The organism is Ruminococcus albus AD2013 (assembly GCF_000526775.1).
In the GTDB taxonomy this organism is placed as follows: domain Bacteria; phylum Bacillota; class Clostridia; order Oscillospirales; family Ruminococcaceae; genus Hominimerdicola; species Hominimerdicola alba_A.
Window position 1 is genome coordinate 2534619 of the sequence record NZ_JAGS01000001.1, and the last position, 17906, is coordinate 2552524.

The following is a 17906-nucleotide window of genomic DNA, read 5'->3' on the forward strand; positions in this document are numbered from 1 at the left end:
CCGCCTATTCAACATCTCCGCTGCCCAGGATAGAAGTCTGACCCGCGTTCATTTTCAGCAGTTTTGATATACCTTTCTCCTGCATGGTAACGCCGTATAGAACATCGGCTTCTTCCATGGTGCCGCGTCTGTGGGTAATTGTTATGAACTGCGTCTTATCCGTCAGCCTGTGGAGATACTGGGCGTACCTCGTAACGTTGACATCATCAAGTGCCGCCTCTATCTCATCCAGCAGACAGAACGGTGCGGGAGAATATTTAAGTATGGCAAAGTATATTGCCACCGCCGCCAGCGACTGTTCTCCGCCCGACAGAGACATAAGGCTCGTGATAACTTTTCCGGGAGGCTGTACGCTTATCTCGATTCCGCATTCAAGCACATTTTCGGGGTCTGTGAGTATCAGCTCGCCGTTTCCGCCGCCGAAAAGCTCCTTGAATATACCGCTGAAATTATTGTTTATCGTTTCAAAGCTCTGCATGAATACCGACTTCATCTTCTCGGTGAGTTCTTCTATCATCTTGCAGAGTTCTTCCTTTGAAACGTTCACATCATTCAGCTGTGCCGAGAGGAAATCGTATCTCTCACGGACTTCTGCATACTCCTCTATCGCCCCGAGATTGACACTTCCCAGTGCGCGTATCTTGTTTTTAAGCTCTGCCAGATGTTTCTCCGCTTCGGTCATATCCTCAACGGGCTGTGCCTTTTCTGCGGCTGTGCTTCTGGTCAGTTCATACTCGTCCCACAGCTTGTTCACCAGCTTGTCGAAATCCGCTGTAAGGGCGGTTTTACGTTCCTCACCGCGGCTTAACTGTGCCGCAAGAGTTTCCTTTTCCTCAAGCTTGTTCTTCTGTGATGCTCTCAGCTTTTCGGCACTGTCGGAATACTCCCGCTGTTTTCTGCGGGCTTCCTCCATATCGTCTTTCAGCTTTACCGCAAGGGCTTCGCTATCCTTTATCTTCTGCTTTATAACTTCGATATCGGCATTCTTGCCCTTTATCTTTTCCTTTTCGCTCTCTATCTCAATAGCCAGCTTGCCGCCGTCGCTGTCGCGGTCGGTGATGGTCTTTTCAAGGCTTGCTATCGACTCCTTGCAAGCTTCAATATCCTTTGCAAGCTCCGCGCCCTTTACACGCAGTTCGGAAAGTTCTCCGCTTATCTCATTCCTGCGGGATTTAAGCTTTTCCTGCTCCTCCTGCGAACCTGCCAGCTCTGCTTCCTTTTCGAGTATCTTCTTATCCACCTCGGCAGTGTCTTTCAGGGTCTTGTCAAGCTCCTTATCAGCCTGTTCACCCTTTTCGCGGAGTTTCTTCTCCTCCTCGCCGCTGTCGGAAAGTATCTTTTCATAGCTTTCAGCCAGACCGCTTACCCGCTTTATCTCAGCTTCAAGGCGTATGCAATCACCGTTAAGTTCGGTGAGCTTTTCCTTTACGCCCTCGATATCTGCCGCCATTTTGCCGACTTCGTTTGTGAGCTTTTCCTTTTCCTCAGCCGCGGAAGAACGCTCTGCTTCAAGTTTGCCGCGCTTGGCTTCAAGGTCGTTTATCTCGTTCTTTCGAGTGAGTATGCCCGTGCTTTTCGAGGTGCTTCCGCCCGTATACGAACCGCCGGCATTTACCACCTGACCGTCAAGAGTGACTATCTTGAACTTGTAGCCGTAAGCCTTTGCTATACGTGAAGCCGAATCTATATCCTCTGCTATGCATATCCTGCCCAGCAGACTGCGGACTATGCCCTCGTAATTTTTATCGTATGTGACGATATCACAGCCCAGTGCCACAAAACCGTCTTCATTTGAAAGCCTGTCATTTTCAAGCCTGTTCCCTCTCACCGAGGTTATGGGCAGGAATGTCGCTCTGCCTGCCTTGCTTTCTTTCAAAAGGCGTATGCCGCGTTTTGCAGAATCCTCGTTTTCAACAACTATATTCTGTAATGCACCGCCCAGTGCGGTTTCAACTGCAACGGAATACTCGCTCTTAACGCCCACAAGCTGTGCCACCGTTCCGCAGACACCGCTTATGCGACCCTGCTTTACAGCGTTCATTATATGCTTTACCGCATAGCCGAAACCCTCCATAGAGCGTTCAAGATCTTTGAGTATGTTCAGACGTGAGTTTATCTCCGTGAGTTTGCTGTCCGCCTGTGCGAAAGTGCTTACTGCGCTATCCAGTTTTTCACGGCGCTTTTCAAGCAGTTTTGTCATGCCGCCCAAAACGTTTTCCTTTTCAGACTTCGCGTCCTGCTTTTCGCTCTGCTGTTTTTTCAGCTTTGCCAGTTCCTTGTCGGCTAGTTCCTTATTTTTGACGTTCTCTGCGTTGTCCTCTGCAAGTTCTGCCAGTCTTTCGGCGGTTTCCTGTATGGTATTTTTAAGGCTCTCCGCCGTGAAGCTCAGCCTTGATTTTTCCAGATAAGCCGCGCTTATTGCGGAATTTACTTCGCTTACTGCCTTATCAGATTCGTCAGCCTCGTTCAACAGTCTGTCAAATTCCTTTTCCTTTTCAGTGACAGCTTCTGCGGCTTCCGTCTGCTTTTTGCCAAGGGTTTCCAGTTCTTCCCTGCGCTGTTTAAGCTCCGATTCAAGAAAGTATTTATCCGCCCGGGAGTTTTCTATCTGCTCCTTCAGCTTTGAAATATTTTCCTCAATATGAGCTATGTCGTTCTCGCATACAGCTATATCAGCTTCGCCGCCCCTTGCGGAAAGCTCTGCTTCGTGTATCTGCTCGGATATATCGTCGGCATTTGCCGCACTTTCCGCACTGCTTCGCAGGTCTTTTTCTATCTGTGCTTCGGCTTCTGCCAGTTCGGCGCTGAGACTTTCGTACTGCTCTTTCAGCAGAGCGATGCGCTCATCGTTCTCTGCCAGTTTTGCGCGGTACTGCTCCAGCTTTGTCACCCAGACAGATACTTCAAGTGCTGTTTTTTCATCGTCCAGCACCTTGAACTTCTTAGCCTTTTCGCACTGCTTTTCAAGAGGTCCGATACGCGCTTCAAGTTCGGCTATGATATCGTTAAGGCGGGCTATATTGTCCTCCGCATCGATAAGCTTGCGCTCAGCCTCCTGCTTTTTATAGCGGAATTTCGCAACGCCCGCAGCTTCCTCGAAGATCTCTCTCCTGTCACTGCCCTTGCCGTTTACGATATCCGCGATACGTCCCTGACCGACTATGGAATAGCCGTCCTTTCCGAGACCCGTATCCATGAACAGTTCGTTTACGTCTTTAAGACGAACAGGACTGCCGTTTATAAGATATTCGCTGTCGCCGTTTTTATAGAGCTTTCTCGTCACCGACACCATTTCGCTGTCAACGCCGAGGGCTCCGTCCTCATTATCTATGGTAAGTGTCACCTGTGCAAATGGCGACTCTTTCCTTGTGGCACAGCCGTGGAAAATAACGCCTGCCATCTTCTCGCCGCGGAGCGCCTTTGAGGACTGCTCGCCCATTACCCAGCGCATGGCATCGGAGATATTGCTCTTTCCCGAACCGTTGGGACCTACCACGGCAGTTATGCCCTTGCCGAAGGTCAGCACTGTCTTATCGGGGAAGGATTTGAATCCCTGCAATTCCAGACCACGCAGATACATTATTTTTCACCGCCTTTCCTAATTTTCTTTACCTAGTTGATCTATCTTATATCGTATACAAATACAAGATATTTATCATCGCTCCACGGATCTATACTCATACCGTAGAGTGTCTTTTTATCTTCCGTCGAGAGGATCACACTCAGGTTTATATCTGTTTTCAGCATACTCTCCATGGCGTATTTTGCATCAAGTATCTTTATGCCTGCGATATGGTTTTCAAGCCACAGATACCACACCTGTCCTGTTTCCAGCTTTAAAACATCGATAAGCTTCAACGCCAGAGTTTCCTCGTTATCGTAAGTTATTGTTATATCGGGTTCTTTTTCATCGTCATAGAACCCTGCTGTTTTCAGCACACGTGCATCGTATCTGTTGAGTTCATCAAAGCCAAGCACCTCGACACCTTCGAGCTTTGAAAGATGTTCTTCTGTCTTTTTCAGTGCTTTCCTGAATTCTGCTAATTCTCTGTCATTCATGATCATGGTATCACCCTTCCGGCATTCAGAACCATCGTTCATGCATACTTTGCATAAACTCCTTTGTTATAGGATATCCGCTCGCATCGCCTATGACGCTGTCGATGCCGCAGTGCGGACATAGCGCCGTCCCTTCGCTCTCGTTCAGATAGTTGGTTATCTCATCGGGTGTGAATATCTCACAGCAGTAAAAGCACCCGCATTTTTTGCTTTTGCCCAGCTGTTTCCTGTTGTATATACTGAACTTATGCGCCGCAGTCACATCATCAATGAGCCTTACCTCATAAAGCCCAAGCTCCTTATCCTCGGTTATCTTCACTTTTATACCGTGCTTTTCAAAGCCCTGTATATTAGCCTTTTTCTGACCGACCGCCTTACTTATGCAGCCCTTGCCCACGGCGAAAGTCACACGCATATCCTTTGAAGAAGCGCCTTGACTGTTTGCATCATGCAGAGCGCTCTCCATTTTTATTAGATATATCCTGTTTTCGCAAAGTTCCCTGAAAGCGGGGTGGTAGAAACCTCCCACCATGTCCTTTTCAACGAACTCGCTTGCGTGAAGACCGCACTTTATGACTTTTATTCCCGCTTCCGTGAAAGCCCCAAGCGCCCTTGTTGAGAGCGACAGAACTTCATCGAAAGACAAGGGCTTATACTCACCGCTTGCAAGTAGTTCCGCAAGACGGGTATGTTTAAGTATAACCACGGGGTATATGCGGACGGTATCAGGGTGGATAGCCATTATCTCGTTAAAGGTCTCGTCCTCCTGCCGGTGACCGCTTTTGTAAAGCCCCACCATCATTTGCAGACCAAGTTCAAATCCGTACTCGCGGATAAGCTTGCTTGCCTGTCTTACGTCCTCGGCGGTATGACCTCTCTCGTTGGCTTCAAGCACTTCATCGGACATTGACTGTGCGCCCAGTTCGATAGAAGTAACGCCGTATTTTTTCAGGATATCCAGCACTTCTCTATTGATATAGTCGGGGCGTGTCGAAAGTCTTATGCCTTTGAACTTTCCATCGCCAACGAACTTATATGCCGCGCTCAGCAGTTCCAGCATATAGTCTCTGGGTATAGCGGTAAAGCTTCCCCCGAAGAATGCTATCTCGGTATCGCTGATATCTTTCACCTGACCCAGCGCCTGCATACAGGCGCGTTCAACGTCCTCTTTGTGGGGGAGTTTCTGCTCGCCTGTGATAGTTCGCTGGTCACAGAATGCGCACTTATGCGGACAGCCCACATGGGGGACGAATATTGATATGTTACTGTGCATTTGTGCGCCTCTTTTCTGTTGGATTATTATTTTAGTGACTGCGGTGGACAGGGTCGCCCCTCAGCTGCGACTGCGTCGGCCGCGTCCTCGGGTCGAGTCGTCAAAGACGCTGCCGCCGTTGATTTCAGGCGCGTGCGGTCATTCACGCAGGTAGTTTGTGCGGATATCATGCTTTTGCAGACGCGGTATTTTTCGTGACCGCCCGCGCCTTTATTGGTCAGTAGTTTGCTATGCTCTTATAGTTCGCTATGCATTTTGGTTTTGTTCATTGGTGATTGAGGCTCTGCCAACAGTCAACAAAGTTGACTGTGCAAACATCCCGCAAGCCTTTCGCGAAAGGCTTGACCCAAAGCTCTCCTCCTTGGCATTCTATCCAAAGTACAGCTACGTTGTTGCCCTGCCAATAATTATGAATTATACCTTTATTCCCATGAGTGCCAACGCTTCTTTAGCCGCATTCTGCTCGGCATTCTTCTTCGACCTGCCTACGCCCTCGCCTATCACGTTGTTGTTCAGCTTCACCTGTACCGTGAATCTCTTGTCATGGTCGGGACCTTCCTCGCCCTTTAAATAATACTCCACTTTTTCCTCGGGATTGCGCTGGATTATCTCCTGCAATACTGTCTTGTAGTCGTGGAACGTATCTGTGTGAGCAGGATTCAGATCCTTGGGCAGAAAGTTCATTATGTGCTTTCTTGCCGCTTCAATGCCGCCATCCAGATATATCGCTGCTATCACAGCTTCCATCGCATCGGATACTATTGAGGCACGCTCTCTGCCGCCTGTCAGCTCCTCTCCCTTGCCGAGGAATATGTACTTGCCAAGCTCTATCTTGTGCGAAAACTCAAACAGTGCTTTCTCGCATACCAGTGATGCTCTAAGCTTTGTAAGCTCACCCTCGGGCAGATGCTTGAAATGCTCGAAGATGTGGTCGGATACTACTATCGAAAGCACCGAATCTCCCAGAAATTCAAGACGCTCGTTGCTGTGGCGCTGTTTCTTGTTCTCGTTGGCAAAGCTTGAATGTGACAGTGCTTCATACAGCAGTTTCTCGTTTTTAAAATGGTAGCCTATCTTCTTCTGAAAAGCTTCCAGACACTTCTGCTCGTCCATTATTCCTGCACCTTCTTCATCTGCGCGAGAGCGTCTGTTATCATATCGATAACGCCTGTCTCGGTAAACTGTTTCGCCTGCCTTACTGCGTTGTAGAATGCCTTTGCGTCCGAACTGCCGTGGGCTTTTATAACGGGCTTTGCAGTACCCAGCAGGGGTGCTCCGCCATACTCGGAATAATCAACTTTCTTCTTGAAATTGTTGATATCTTTCATCACCATAACAGCAGCCAGCTTGCTCTTCGCGCTGCTCTTGAATATATTTTTCAGCTCGCCCGAGAAAAACTTGCCCATGCCCTCGTAGAGTTTCAGCATGAGGTTTCCGCAGAAGCCGTCAGCAACACATACATCACAGTCGCCCAGAGGGAGCTGTCTTGCTTCGATATTGCCCACGAAATTAACAGGGGCTGTTTTCAGCTGTTTATAAGTCTCCAGCTCCAGCTCTCTGCCCTTTGATTCCTCAGCGCCTATATTTGCCAGTGCTACTCTGGGCTTATCCACGCCCAGTATCTTGTTCATATAAGCTGTGCCCATTATGCCGAACTGCACCAGCATCTCGGGACGGCAGTCTGCATTTGCGCCGCTGTCCAGAAGCATTGTAGGCTTGCCTGCGGTAGGCAGTATAGTTGCCAGTGCGGGGCGCTTGATACCCTTTATCCTCTTGACGATGAATGTTGCACCGACCACCAGCGCACCTGTCGAACCTGCTGAAACGAAAGCATCGCCCTCTCCATCAGCCAGCATCTGCATACCCACAGCCATCGAGCAGTCCTTTTTGCCCTTGATGACCTCGGTAGGCTCTTCACATATCTCTATAACGGTATCGGCATGACGTATTTTCAGTGCCGATATATCTATACTGTTTTTGGCAGCGCAGTCCTTTATCTTCTTCTCATCGCCCACCAGTGTTATATCAACGCCGAAGTCTCTCTGAGCGTCAACAGCGCCCTTGATGACTTCCAGCGGTGCGTTGTCACCGCCGAATGCGTCCATTACTATGTTCATTGTTATACCTCCCTGTCTGTGATACAGCCGAGCCATATCAATCTATCATCGTATACCCCTCGGGTAGTTTTATCTCGCCGCAGCCCTCTTTAAAGCTGTTCACTGTTAACTTTATCACGGCTGAATTGTCACCGGGTATAGAATCTGTTTTATATTCCATATCTATAAGTTCGCCCGTTTTTCCATCATAAGTAAAAACTTTCACGGTCCCGTCAATATCAAATGTTTCCCGAATGTTCCCATCTGTATCTTTTTCTGCCGAAACAAAATCATCGCTTTCGGGCGCTTCTTTCAAAACAGTGTCTGCATTGTCCGCTCCGAAATTGCCGTTTCCGTCAAGAGGATGTATCTCCTTCTTTTTGGCATCGACTCTCCATGTCTTACCGTCAATCTGATAGAATTCAATATCGCCGCTTTCCAAGCTTGCAAAAAGATGCCTGTTTTCACCGTTAACTTCAAGTAACTGCGAATAACTGTCGTCGCCTATTTTCTCTTTGTCATAATCAATGGTAACAGTTAAATTGACCGTGAGCTTTTCGCCATCCAGTTTTTCGATATAAGCTTTCGTCAGGCTGTCCTCATATTTATCTGCGACCTTTACGGCTCCGCAGCCCGATAATGCAAAGCTCATCATCGCCGCGGTCAGATATATCAGAACTTTTCTCATTGTGTCCATCAATTGCCCTCAGGCAGTTTTATCTCAGCTACGCCGCCCTCGGTGAATGCCTTGTAATCGCGCAGGTATCCTGAACTTTCGCAGGATATCAGGTCGCCGTCAGCGTATGTGCATACGAATGTATCATTAGTTTCATCAACGAAAGTTTCCTGCACAGTGCCGTCGCTGTATGTCTCGGCACCTTTAAATTCAGATTCGGCAGGTGAAAAGCCGAGCACCATGGAGCACAGATCGCTCATGACATGACCTCTGGCAGTCATCTGGAACTCACCGCTTTCCGCATCAGCCTGATAGCAGGCACCGTCAACGATAAATATCTCGTTTATCGAACCATCTGCGTTGATGATATTCTGGTGTCCTCCTGTGCCGTTGACCTCTAAAGTCTCCTCATACTGAAGCTGCATTCCCTCACCGCCGTCAATATCGTTCTGTACATAAGTCACCGAGAAATTTCTGGCATCAAGCTTATCCGCAAAGGTTTTTGTCAGGCTGTGCTCATAGCTGTCAGCCCCTGTGGGACCCTGTTCTTCGCCCTCTTCGGCAGGTGCTTCCGTTTCCTTGGGAGCTTCTGTCGTTTCAGCGGCTTCGTCCTCTTCCTGGGTAGTCACCTTGGTAACTGCGCCCCCTGCGACTTTTTTATCATTACCTGTTTTCGGTGTATCCTTTTTATCACCGCAGCCTGCAAGCATAATGCATACAGCCGCTATCACAACAAATATCTTTTTATCCATATATATCACCTATCCGTGTAAGTCTTTGTTTTTCATCAATGATATGATCCACAGCGCATACTGTCAGTACTTGCTGTAAAATCTCTTATACTGTATAAAGATGTGCAGTGCCATCAGCACCGTCAGTATGATAAGGGAACCTATCAGCGAACACGGTATGCACTTTGTAAGCATCTCATGCCAAGTGTATTCATCAAAGCCTGTGAATTTATCCGGTTCAATCATCATGCCGTAATTGAACAGCACCATCGCAGCGGTTATTATAACACCTGTCAGCCAGCAGAACAGCCCCCGTTTCACAAAAAACTTCGCTTCCCGCTCTTCGTTATAGGTGAATTTTAATATCGTGAAAAATACAAATACACACCCCATGAACAGTAATGTTATCGTTCCGCCGCCTTCGGGGATTTCGGTGTAAAGCTTTTCACCGTGACCCACTTTGAACAGCGCCAGTATCATCATATACATTCCTGCTGCCAAAAACGGAAGTTTTTACCGTTTTGCTCTCTTCACCCTGTGCAACATCATTTATAAATTTTTTGGGACCTTTTATAAATTTCCCTATAAGATATATCCTTGACAGATTTATAAGCAGGAAGGCTGCAGCCACAGCAAAAAAAAGAATGAATCCACCCATATAATCACAGCTCCGCTATGCATTTATCAAGGTCTGCCAGACCTCTCTCAGCCAACAGCTTGTATTTCAGCTTCTTATCCTTTATGCGCTCGCCCCATTCGGGTAGTATGCCCATATTACAGCCCATAGGCTGGAAATTTTCTGTATCGGGGGAGCTTATATACTTGCTGAGTGCCCCAAGCATGGTTGTCTCGGGCAGGCTCACGGGGGAAAGTCCCTGTATCTGCCTTGCCATGTTCAGCCCTGCGAATATTCCGCTTGCCGCACTCTCGATATAGCCTTCTACACCTGTCATCTGCCCTGCAAAGTAAAGGGAAGGTCTCTCCCTCATATTGAACTGCTCATTCAGCAGTTTAGGGGAATTTATGAAAGTGTTCCTATGCATGACACCGTAGCGCATGAACTCTGCATTTTCAAGACCCGGTATAAGCGAGAATACTCTCTTCTGCTCACCGAATTTAAGATTTGTCTGGAAGCCTACCAGATTGTACATACTCCCCGCAGTGTTCTCAGCCCTCAGCTGTACCACCGCCCAGGGACGCTTATCTGTTCTCGGGTCTCTCAGTCCCACAGGTTTCAGCGGTCCGAAGCGAAGTGTATCCTCGCCGCGCTTTGCCAGCACTTCAACGGGCATACAGCCCTCGTATACCTTAAAGCCGTCTTTTGCGAAATGCTCCTTGTCATGCTCTTTCAGCGGTGCGCTCTCGGCGTTGATGAGTTCGTTGTAGAAACGCTCGTACTCATCCCTGTCCATGGGACAGTTGATGTAATCCGCATCGCCCCTGCCATAGCGTGAAGCAAAGAATGCCTTTTCCATATCTATGCTCTCAAATGTCACGATAGGTGCGGCGGCATCGTGGAAATACAGATACTCTCCACAGAGCTTTCCTATGCTATCCGCCAGACCGTCAGAGGTCAGGGGACCCGTTGCGATGATGACATTGCCCTCGGGTATCTCCGTAACTTCCTCCTCGATTACAGTGATATGCTCATTGTTCCGTATGCGCTCAGTAACAGCGTCAGAGAACTTCTCTCTGTCCACCGCCAGTGCGCCGCCTGCGGAAACTCTTGCAAGCTCGGCACATTCCATCGTCACCGAACCAAGTCTGCGCATCTCCTCTTTCAGCATACCCGCCGCCGATTCAACTCTGTCGGCTTTCAGCGAATTGGAGCATACCAGCTCCGCAAAGCCCTTGTATTTATGCGCAGGGGTGAACTTCTTGGGCTTCATCTCATAAAGCTCGCAGTCAATGCCCGCTCTCGCCAGCTGCCACGCAGCCTCACAGCCTGCCAGCCCCGCGCCTATAACTTTTACTTTTTCACTCATTTATTGATTTCCTTATTATCAAAAGTCTTGCTTTAGTGTGCTAAACAATTTATTGAATTTCCTGACATTGATCGACACCCATGTGTCAGAAAAAGATTTCCCGAAATTACGGCGTTTCAGCCCTGTTTTGGAATAAATTGACTTTTCTGACAGGGGTACGATGAAACTAAAAAATTATATTAAAATTACCAATATATGGTAATTCTTTAAAAATAGCTACTATGTACTTTTTCAAAAAATACATTTACCCTGTCAGTTTATTCAGTAAAGTCATTTTCAACCCTCAAACCGCGTAAAATCGGGCTTTAATTTCCTGACATTTTTGTGTCAACTTTTGTCAATTTATTCAAAGAATTATTTTACTGCATAGCGTTTGCCGGATATTGCAGTAAATTCCTTTTCATCACCCAAGGGGCACTTCCACAGTAAGCATGGTCACTTCAAAGCCGTTCCTGCGGTAAAACCTCAGACCGTCCTCGTTCTTCGGGAACACCTGCGTTCTCACAAAAGATGCACCGTGATCTCTGCCGTACTGTTTTACAGCACCCATAAGCAAAGTGCCTGTACCCTTACTGCGGTACTTTTCATCAACGACCATGTCCTGTATGTACACGTTCTTTTCGCGTTTCAGGCAGGCTATGTTTTTCGATTCCATCAGCAGTATATGCACGAACCCCACGACTTCGCCGCCGACCTCTGCCACATATACCGCCTGGGTATCGCTTTCAAACAGCCCATCGCTTATCCTTGCGCCCTTGCCGCTCATGACAAAATGCTCAGGCAGTACACAGCGTCCTTTTCAAGCTGAGTGTACAGCCTTTCAAGACTTTCACTGTCACTGCGTACCGCCCTGCGGATATTCACCACAGCTTATTCTCCGCTCTCCGCACTCTCGCCCGAAAGACTTCTCTGGTAGCCGCAGTCCTGCTTGTGACAGATGAGTATGCCGTTCTTTCCGCCCTTCTGGAACAGTGTGCTTCCGCATCTGGGACATTTCTCCTCGGTGGGTATATCCCATGTCATGAATGAACATTCGGGATTGTTCTCACAGCCGTAGTACTTCTTGCCCTTCTTGGATTTCTTCAGCAGTACCCTCTTTCCGCAGAATGGGCAGTCTCCGCCTGTTTCCTGAACTATCCTCTTGGTGTTCTTGCAGTCGGGGAATCCCGAGCACGCCATGAACTTGCCGAATCTGCCTATCTTTATCACCATAGGCTTTCCGCATACCTCACAGACCTCATCGGTGGCTTCATCGGGGACTTTAACGCGCTTGCCCTCCATCTCCTTTTCAGCCGTGCCAAGCTCGCTGTCGAACTCCTTGTAGAACTTCTGCAAGGTCTTTACCCAGCCTATCTTGCCGCTTTCGATATCGTCAAGGCTCTTTTCCATGTTCGCCGTGAACTTCACATCAACTATCTTGTCGAAATGCTCGCTCATCAGCTCGTTGGTAACTTCACCCAGACTTGTGGGCTTCAGCTGTTTGCCGTCACGCTCAACGTAGTTGCGGTTGATGATGGTAGTCACCGTGGTAACGTAGGTAGAAGGTCTGCCTATACCTGTTTCTTCAAATGCCTTTACAAGGGTAGCTTCGGTATACCTCGGGGGCGGCTGTGTGAAGTGCTGGTTGCCAAGTATCTCCTTGGGAGTAAGCTTATCGCCCTTTGCCAGCGGAGGAAGTACGTTCTTCTTCTCTTCCTCTTCATCCTTGCTCTCTTCATAAAGCACGGTAAAGCCGTCAAACTTCACCGAATAGCCCGTAGCTTTGAACATAACGCCGTTAGCCGCTATATCCACCGACATGGTATCCATAGTACAGTTAGCCATCTGCGAAGCTATGAATCTCTCCCAGATAAGCTTGTAAAGCTTGTACTGATCGTTTGTGACACCGCTTGCCTTTACAAGCTCGGGGGTTATGGCAGGGTTTGTGGGACGTATAGCCTCGTGAGCGTCCTGCGCGCTGCCCTTTGTCTTGTATACCCTTGGCTTTTCGGGGATATATGCATCACCGTACTTCTCCTTGATGAAGTCATAGGCTGCTGCCCTTGCTTCGTCGGAGATACGCAGGCTGTCTGTTCTCATGTAGGTTATAAGACCCGTAGGCCCCATATCCTTGATATCAAGACCTTCATACAGCTCCTGAGCCGCTTTCATGGTACGTCTGCCCTGAAAGCCCAGTCTTCTTGAAGCTTCCTGCTGTAACGTGGAAGTCGTGAAAGGTGCGGCAGGGTTCTTCTTGCGCACGCTCTTCTTAACCTTGTCCACCACGAACTCTGCACCGTCAAGCCTTTTCAGCACCGCATCAGCATCAGCCTTGCTTTTCAGGTCGGGCTTTACACCGTCTACCGTATCCACCTTTGCGGCGAATGCTTTCTTGCTCCCGTTTGCAAAGAACATACCGTCTATCGACCAGTATTCCTGTGATACAAAGGCACGTATCTCGTTCTCTCTGTCGCATATCATCTTCACCGCAACAGACTGTACTCTGCCCGCAGAAAGACCTCTCCTTATCTTCCTCCACAGGAAGGGTGAAAGCTTGTAGCCCACTATCCTGTCAAGTATACGTCTTGCCTGCTGTGCATTAACAAGATTGAGGTCGATGGTGCGGGGATTGCTCATACCCGCATCTATACCGCTCTTGGTTATCTCGTTGAATGTTACGCGGTTCTTGTCGTTCATATCCAGCCCAAGCAGCTGTGCAAGATGCCAGCTTATAGCCTCTCCCTCACGGTCAGGGTCTCCCGCCAGATAAACGTGGTCGCTTGCTTTGGCTTTCTTCTTTATCTCCTTGATAAGGCTCTCCTTATCCTTGATATTTATATACTGGGGTTCAAAATCATTATCTATATCGACACCCAGCTTTGATTTAGGCAGGTCTCTCAGGTGTCCCATGGACGCCACTACCTCGTAATCACCGCTGAGATATCTCTTTACAGTTTTCGCCTTGTGGGGCGACTCTACAATTACAAGATCTGACAATTTTTTCTACTCCGTTTCCTGATCTAATTTATGCTTCACAGTACGTGACCGAATAATGGGTTTTTGAGGAACATCACACAGATATTCATAGTTCCTGTCATGCGCTGTGAATCATAGATCCAATTCGTATCTTTTACCCGGAAGTGACACCACTATCCCTTCCAGTTCAAGCCCTGTCACACAGGTAAGCACTTCCATCATCGAAAGTCCGCTCCTTGCCGTCATCTCATCAAGTGACATAGGGCTTTTCTCCTTTAAAAGTTCGTATATCCTACTTTCGGTGCTGTTCAGCTCACGCAGGGGCTTTTTGGCGCTCTCCTGCTTCTGCACGGTATGAACATCACTGACACCCGCTTTCAGTCCATACCTCTCAGCAGATATCTCCTGCCTTTCAGCCAGCACCCTTACAGCATCTTCTCCGTCGAATATGGGTATACAGCCTTTCCTCAGCAAATCTCTCTGTCCGAAATACCTCTTGCTGTATAAGAGATGAGGCGGCACCACCAGTACAGGTCTCCCCGTATTCATAGCACGCACAGCGTTATCCAGCCCCTTGCTGTCCTCGGAGGCTTCTGTTATCACCACCGCAGAAGCCAGCGCCACAGCCAGCTTGTTGCGCCTGCGGAAGTTCATCTGACCCTTGTATTCAGGCGGATACTCACTTATCAGCAGACCTCTCTCAGCCAGTTTTTCTTTTAGCTCACCCGCATTCTTCGGGTACTCCCTGTCAAGTGAAGTGGGATACACCGCCAGCAATCTGCCCTCTCTCCCGAGAACAGTTTCAGCCGTGCAGGTATCAGAACCCTCAGCCAGCCCGCAGGATACTGTGAACCCTCTCAGGGCAAGGTCTGCACAAAGCACGTTTATCAGCGAAAGGGTGTACTTCGATGGTTCTCTCGTACCCACAGTGTGTATCACCGTGCTGTCATTTGCTATGCCTATATCTCCGCAGTAGAACGCCAGTGAAGGTGCATCATTCAGTTCATACCACCTTTTCGGATAGTTTTCATCCCCTATGCACACAGTATGCTGTCCCAGTTCATGCACGCGGCTTATCAGCCTTTCGGCTTCATCAAAGCTTATCTGCGCCGCCCTGTCTTTCTCGCTGTCACTGAGACCCTCTGCTTCGCCTGACTTCACCCGCTGACAGACATCCCAAGGGTCATCCTCCCTTGAAATCACCTGCCACAGCCTTTTTCCGCCAACACCGAAAACCAGTTCAAGCCACATCAGACTGCTGTATCTGTCCATATCAGCCCTCCGCTCTTGTCATCTCCCACAGGAAGATGGTTGCCGCCGTAGCCGCATTCAGTGAGTCGATATGTCCGTGCATAGCTATCGTTACTTTATTGCTGCACATCTCTGCATGGTCATAGGTCAGCCCTCTGCCCTCGTTGCCTATCACCACAGCACAGCCCTTTGAGAAGTCATACTGCCTTATCTCAGTACCGCCGTCGATAACAGCCGCCGCCGTGGGTATGCCTTTCAGCTTAAAAGCCTCAACGACCCTCTCAAAGTCCCTCTCCACAAAGATATCCACTCTTGGCATACTGCCCACCGCCGAGCGCACTGTCTTGGGGTTGTAGAGGTCAACGCAGTTGCCCGTCAGCACTATGCCGTCAAGCCCCACAGCGTCCGAGGTGCGTATCATAGTCCCCAGATTGCCGGGGTCCTGAAGTTCGTCCAGTATCAGATACTTTCCGCCCCTTTTGAGCGTATCCTCCGAAAAAGGCTTATCAAGCATCTTAGCCGTCACGAATATCCCCTGACAGGCATCGGTATCGCTTATCTTATCGGCTATCTCACGGGTTATAATGAATCTCTTATCCTCCGGAAGAAGTTCAAGTTCGGGCTTGTATCCGCTGCAAACGCCCTCAAACAGTTCTTCAAGATAATATATGCCATCTATCTCCATATTGCCGCCGTTCAGAGTACTGTCTGCCAGCGCATCAACACAGCCCCTTATGCCCTCTATCACGAAAAGCCCTGTTTCACGGCGGTATTTGCGGTTTGAATACAGTTTCGCCAGCTGCTTTATCTTAGAGTTATCCTTTGAAGTTATCACCATACGAACGCACCTCCTCTCGTTATTTTAGACAAAGTTTTTCAACGCCATCGTAACGATTTATACAAATATTACAAATTAGTTACAATGACATTCTGCCCTCATTATAGAACAAAACACGCATAGCCGATTACGACCTGCGTGTTTCTTTACTATTAAAGAGCTGCCTTAGCCTTCTCAACTATTGCAGTGAAGCCTGCGGGGTCGCTGATAGCGATCTCGGAAAGCATCTTTCTGTTCAGGTTGATGCCTGCCTTGTTAACGCCGTTCATGAAGGACGAGTAGTTGATGCCGTTCATCTTGCAAGCAGCAGAGATTCTTGTGATCCAGAGTCTTCTGAAATCTCTCTTCTTCTGCTTTCTGCCGATGTAAGCATACTGACCGGACTTCATCACAGCCTGCTTAGCCATCTTGAAATGCTTGCTCTTAGCGCCGAAGTAGCCCTTTGCAAGCTTCAGTGTCTTATTTCTTCTCTTACGAGTCATCATTGCTCCCTTAACACGAGCCATAGTTATTACCTCCTAGAATTATTACTGATTTTACTTCCCTACAACTCGTCTTACTTCTTGTAAGGGATAAGAGCCTTTACGTTTGCTATATTGGTATCGTCAGCGTAAGCTGCGTTTCTCAGAATTCTCTTTCTCTTGTGATCCTTCTGATTGAGTCTGTGTCTCTTGTTAACGTGCTGGAACTTTACCTTGCCGGTACCTGTTACTTTGAAACGCTTCTTAGCGCCCGAATGTGTCTTGATCTTAGGCATTTGATTTATCCTCCTTAAAACTTATTACTTGCCTGCTTTCGGCGCAACGAACATTACCAGGCTGCGCCCCTCCATCTTGGAAGGCTTATCAACAACTCCCACCTCGGATACAGCTTCCTTGAACTTCACCAGCAGTTCTTCACCGAACTGGGGGTGTGCAACGGTACGCTTACGGAATCTTACGGACACCTTCAGCTTATCTCCGCCCTTGAGGAACTTTATCGCCTGATTCACCTTAGTCTCAAAATCGTGGGTGTCGATAGTAGAGGACATTCTTATTTCCTTTATCTCGATGACCTTCTGATTCTTTCTCTGCTCCTTCTCACGCTTCTGCTGCTCAAACAGGAACTTACCGTAATCCATTATCTTGCAGACAGGCGGTGTAGCCTGCGGCGCGATCTTAACCAGATCCAGGTCTTTTTCAAATGCGATCTTCAATGCTTCCTCCGCACTGAGTATACCGAGCTGTGCTCCGTCAACGTCGATGACTCTGAGCTCCTTGTCTCTGATCTCTTCGTTGAGCTGATGTTCTTTGCTGCTAATAGTCAAGCACCTCCAAAATAAAAATTAAACGGGCACAGAACGCTCCGTACCCGTAATGATATCAATATCAGGCAGCTGACTGCCTTGTATTTATCACTGCGACCTTTTCGCTGCCCGCAGGCGCTCGAGGTGAGAACGGAATAGTTCTGCTTTGTTTACTGATTAATTATATCACCCTTGCCGACATTTGTCAAGGGGCATTTGTAAATTTTTTGTTATACGCTTTAAATCTCCCGATTTACCAATACAAGTATTTTATCACATCATGTTCTTTCCTGTCAATATATTATGCAGGAATAAATATAGTATATTCGCATCTATTCTATCACGACGAACTACGACTGACCGTGTCGCCCCTTGCGGGTCGAGTCATCAAAAACGCTTCACTGTTTGATGACGGGCGCGGGCGGTCATTCGCCCAGCGTGGGTGTGATGGTCAATCATTTTGTGTACCTATAATTTTTTGTGACCGCCCGCTTTTTGACATGGACACTGCTTTTGTGTGCTATTGCTTTGGTTGTGTTCACATCGCTTTTGCTCCTTGACCGAGAGGCTCTGCCTCTAACCATCAGCTTTGCTGATGGTGTGCTCTCCGCAAGCCTGCTAGCGCGAGGCTTGACCGCGCGCTTTATCTCTTTGGCATTCTATCCCAAGTACAGCTAAGTTGTTGCCCTGCCAACAATTATGAATTATGCATTATGAATTATGAATTGAGAAAAGCGGAGAGCAGACACTCCCCGCT

The 17906-nt window shown here is 48.3% G+C and carries 17 protein-coding genes; all 17 read right to left on the reverse strand.

Annotated elements, in window-relative coordinates; translation table 11 throughout:
* Window positions 1–4 precede the first annotated feature (4 nt).
* A complete protein-coding gene (gene smc, locus N773_RS0111265; protein WP_024857886.1) occupies window positions 5–3580 on the reverse strand; it encodes a chromosome segregation protein SMC in 3576 nt (1191 codons plus the stop codon).
* 41 nt (window positions 3581–3621) lie between these two features.
* Window positions 3622–4101: a hypothetical protein gene (locus N773_RS0111270; RefSeq protein WP_024857887.1), complete on the reverse strand. Its 480-nt coding sequence runs from the start codon at window positions 4099–4101 to the stop codon at window positions 3622–3624.
* Window positions 4085–5332: an elongator complex protein 3 gene (locus N773_RS0111275; RefSeq protein WP_024857888.1), complete on the reverse strand. Its 1248-nt coding sequence runs from the start codon at window positions 5330–5332 to the stop codon at window positions 4085–4087. Before N773_RS0111275 ends, N773_RS0111270 begins: the two co-directional genes overlap by 17 nt.
* A gap of 414 nt (window positions 5333–5746) precedes the next feature.
* On the reverse strand, window positions 5747–6445 hold the full coding sequence (gene rnc, locus N773_RS0111280) for a ribonuclease III (RefSeq protein WP_043537859.1): 699 nt from the start codon (window positions 6443–6445) through the stop codon (window positions 5747–5749).
* On the reverse strand, window positions 6445–7449 hold the full coding sequence (gene plsX / locus N773_RS0111285) for a phosphate acyltransferase PlsX (RefSeq protein ID WP_024857890.1): 1005 nt from the start codon (window positions 7447–7449) through the stop codon (window positions 6445–6447). The genes rnc and plsX overlap by 1 nt, the downstream gene beginning before the upstream one ends.
* Window positions 7450–7486: 37 nt before the next feature.
* Complete coding sequence (locus N773_RS0111290) at window positions 7487–8125, reverse strand: hypothetical protein (protein ID WP_024857891.1); 639 nt, start codon at window positions 8123–8125, stop codon at window positions 7487–7489.
* The gene (locus tag N773_RS0111295; RefSeq protein ID WP_024857892.1) at window positions 8125–8856 is read right to left on the reverse strand and encodes a hypothetical protein; all 732 of its coding nucleotides are present in this window, start codon (window positions 8854–8856) and stop codon (window positions 8125–8127) included. The genes N773_RS0111290 and N773_RS0111295 overlap by 1 nt, the downstream gene beginning before the upstream one ends.
* A 63-nt stretch (window positions 8857–8919) precedes the next feature.
* Window positions 8920–9318 (reverse strand): hypothetical protein, encoded by a 399-nt coding sequence (locus N773_RS0111300; RefSeq protein WP_024857893.1) that lies wholly within the window; start codon window positions 9316–9318, stop codon window positions 8920–8922.
* The gene (locus N773_RS0111305) at window positions 9281–9493 is read right to left on the reverse strand and encodes a hypothetical protein (RefSeq protein WP_024857894.1); all 213 of its coding nucleotides are present in this window, start codon (window positions 9491–9493) and stop codon (window positions 9281–9283) included. The genes N773_RS0111300 and N773_RS0111305 overlap by 38 nt, the downstream gene beginning before the upstream one ends.
* Window positions 9494–9497: 4 nt before the next feature.
* Entirely contained in the window at window positions 9498–10820 is a 1323-nt protein-coding gene (gene trmFO / locus N773_RS0111310; protein ID WP_024857895.1) for a methylenetetrahydrofolate--tRNA-(uracil(54)-C(5))-methyltransferase (FADH(2)-oxidizing) TrmFO, read from the reverse strand.
* A 403-nt stretch (window positions 10821–11223) separates the two neighbouring features.
* Entirely contained in the window at window positions 11224–11586 is a 363-nt protein-coding gene (locus N773_RS20165; RefSeq protein ID WP_024857896.1) for a GNAT family N-acetyltransferase, read from the reverse strand.
* Window positions 11587–11690: 104 nt separating this feature from the next.
* Window positions 11691–13796 carry a type I DNA topoisomerase gene (topA, locus tag N773_RS0111325; protein WP_024857897.1) on the reverse strand — a complete coding sequence of 702 codons (2106 nt, stop codon included), beginning with the start codon at window positions 13794–13796 and terminating at the stop codon, window positions 11691–11693.
* 111 nt (window positions 13797–13907) lie between these two features.
* A complete protein-coding gene (locus N773_RS0111330; protein ID WP_024857898.1) occupies window positions 13908–15047 on the reverse strand; it encodes a DNA-processing protein DprA in 1140 nt (379 codons plus the stop codon).
* Between the two features lies 1 nt (window position 15048).
* Window positions 15049–15864 carry a TrmH family RNA methyltransferase gene (locus N773_RS0111335; RefSeq protein WP_024857899.1) on the reverse strand — a complete coding sequence of 272 codons (816 nt, stop codon included), beginning with the start codon at window positions 15862–15864 and terminating at the stop codon, window positions 15049–15051.
* Between the two features lie 152 nt (window positions 15865–16016).
* Window positions 16017–16370 (reverse strand): 50S ribosomal protein L20, encoded by a 354-nt coding sequence (rplT, locus tag N773_RS0111340; protein WP_002847137.1) that lies wholly within the window; start codon window positions 16368–16370, stop codon window positions 16017–16019.
* A 50-nt stretch (window positions 16371–16420) separates the two neighbouring features.
* Window positions 16421–16621 carry a 50S ribosomal protein L35 gene (gene rpmI / locus N773_RS0111345; RefSeq protein WP_024857900.1) on the reverse strand — a complete coding sequence of 67 codons (201 nt, stop codon included), beginning with the start codon at window positions 16619–16621 and terminating at the stop codon, window positions 16421–16423.
* Window positions 16622–16645: 24 nt separating this feature from the next.
* On the reverse strand, window positions 16646–17170 hold the full coding sequence (infC, locus tag N773_RS0111350) for a translation initiation factor IF-3 (protein WP_024857901.1): 525 nt from the start codon (window positions 17168–17170) through the stop codon (window positions 16646–16648).
* Between the last annotated feature and the right edge of the window lie 736 nt (window positions 17171–17906).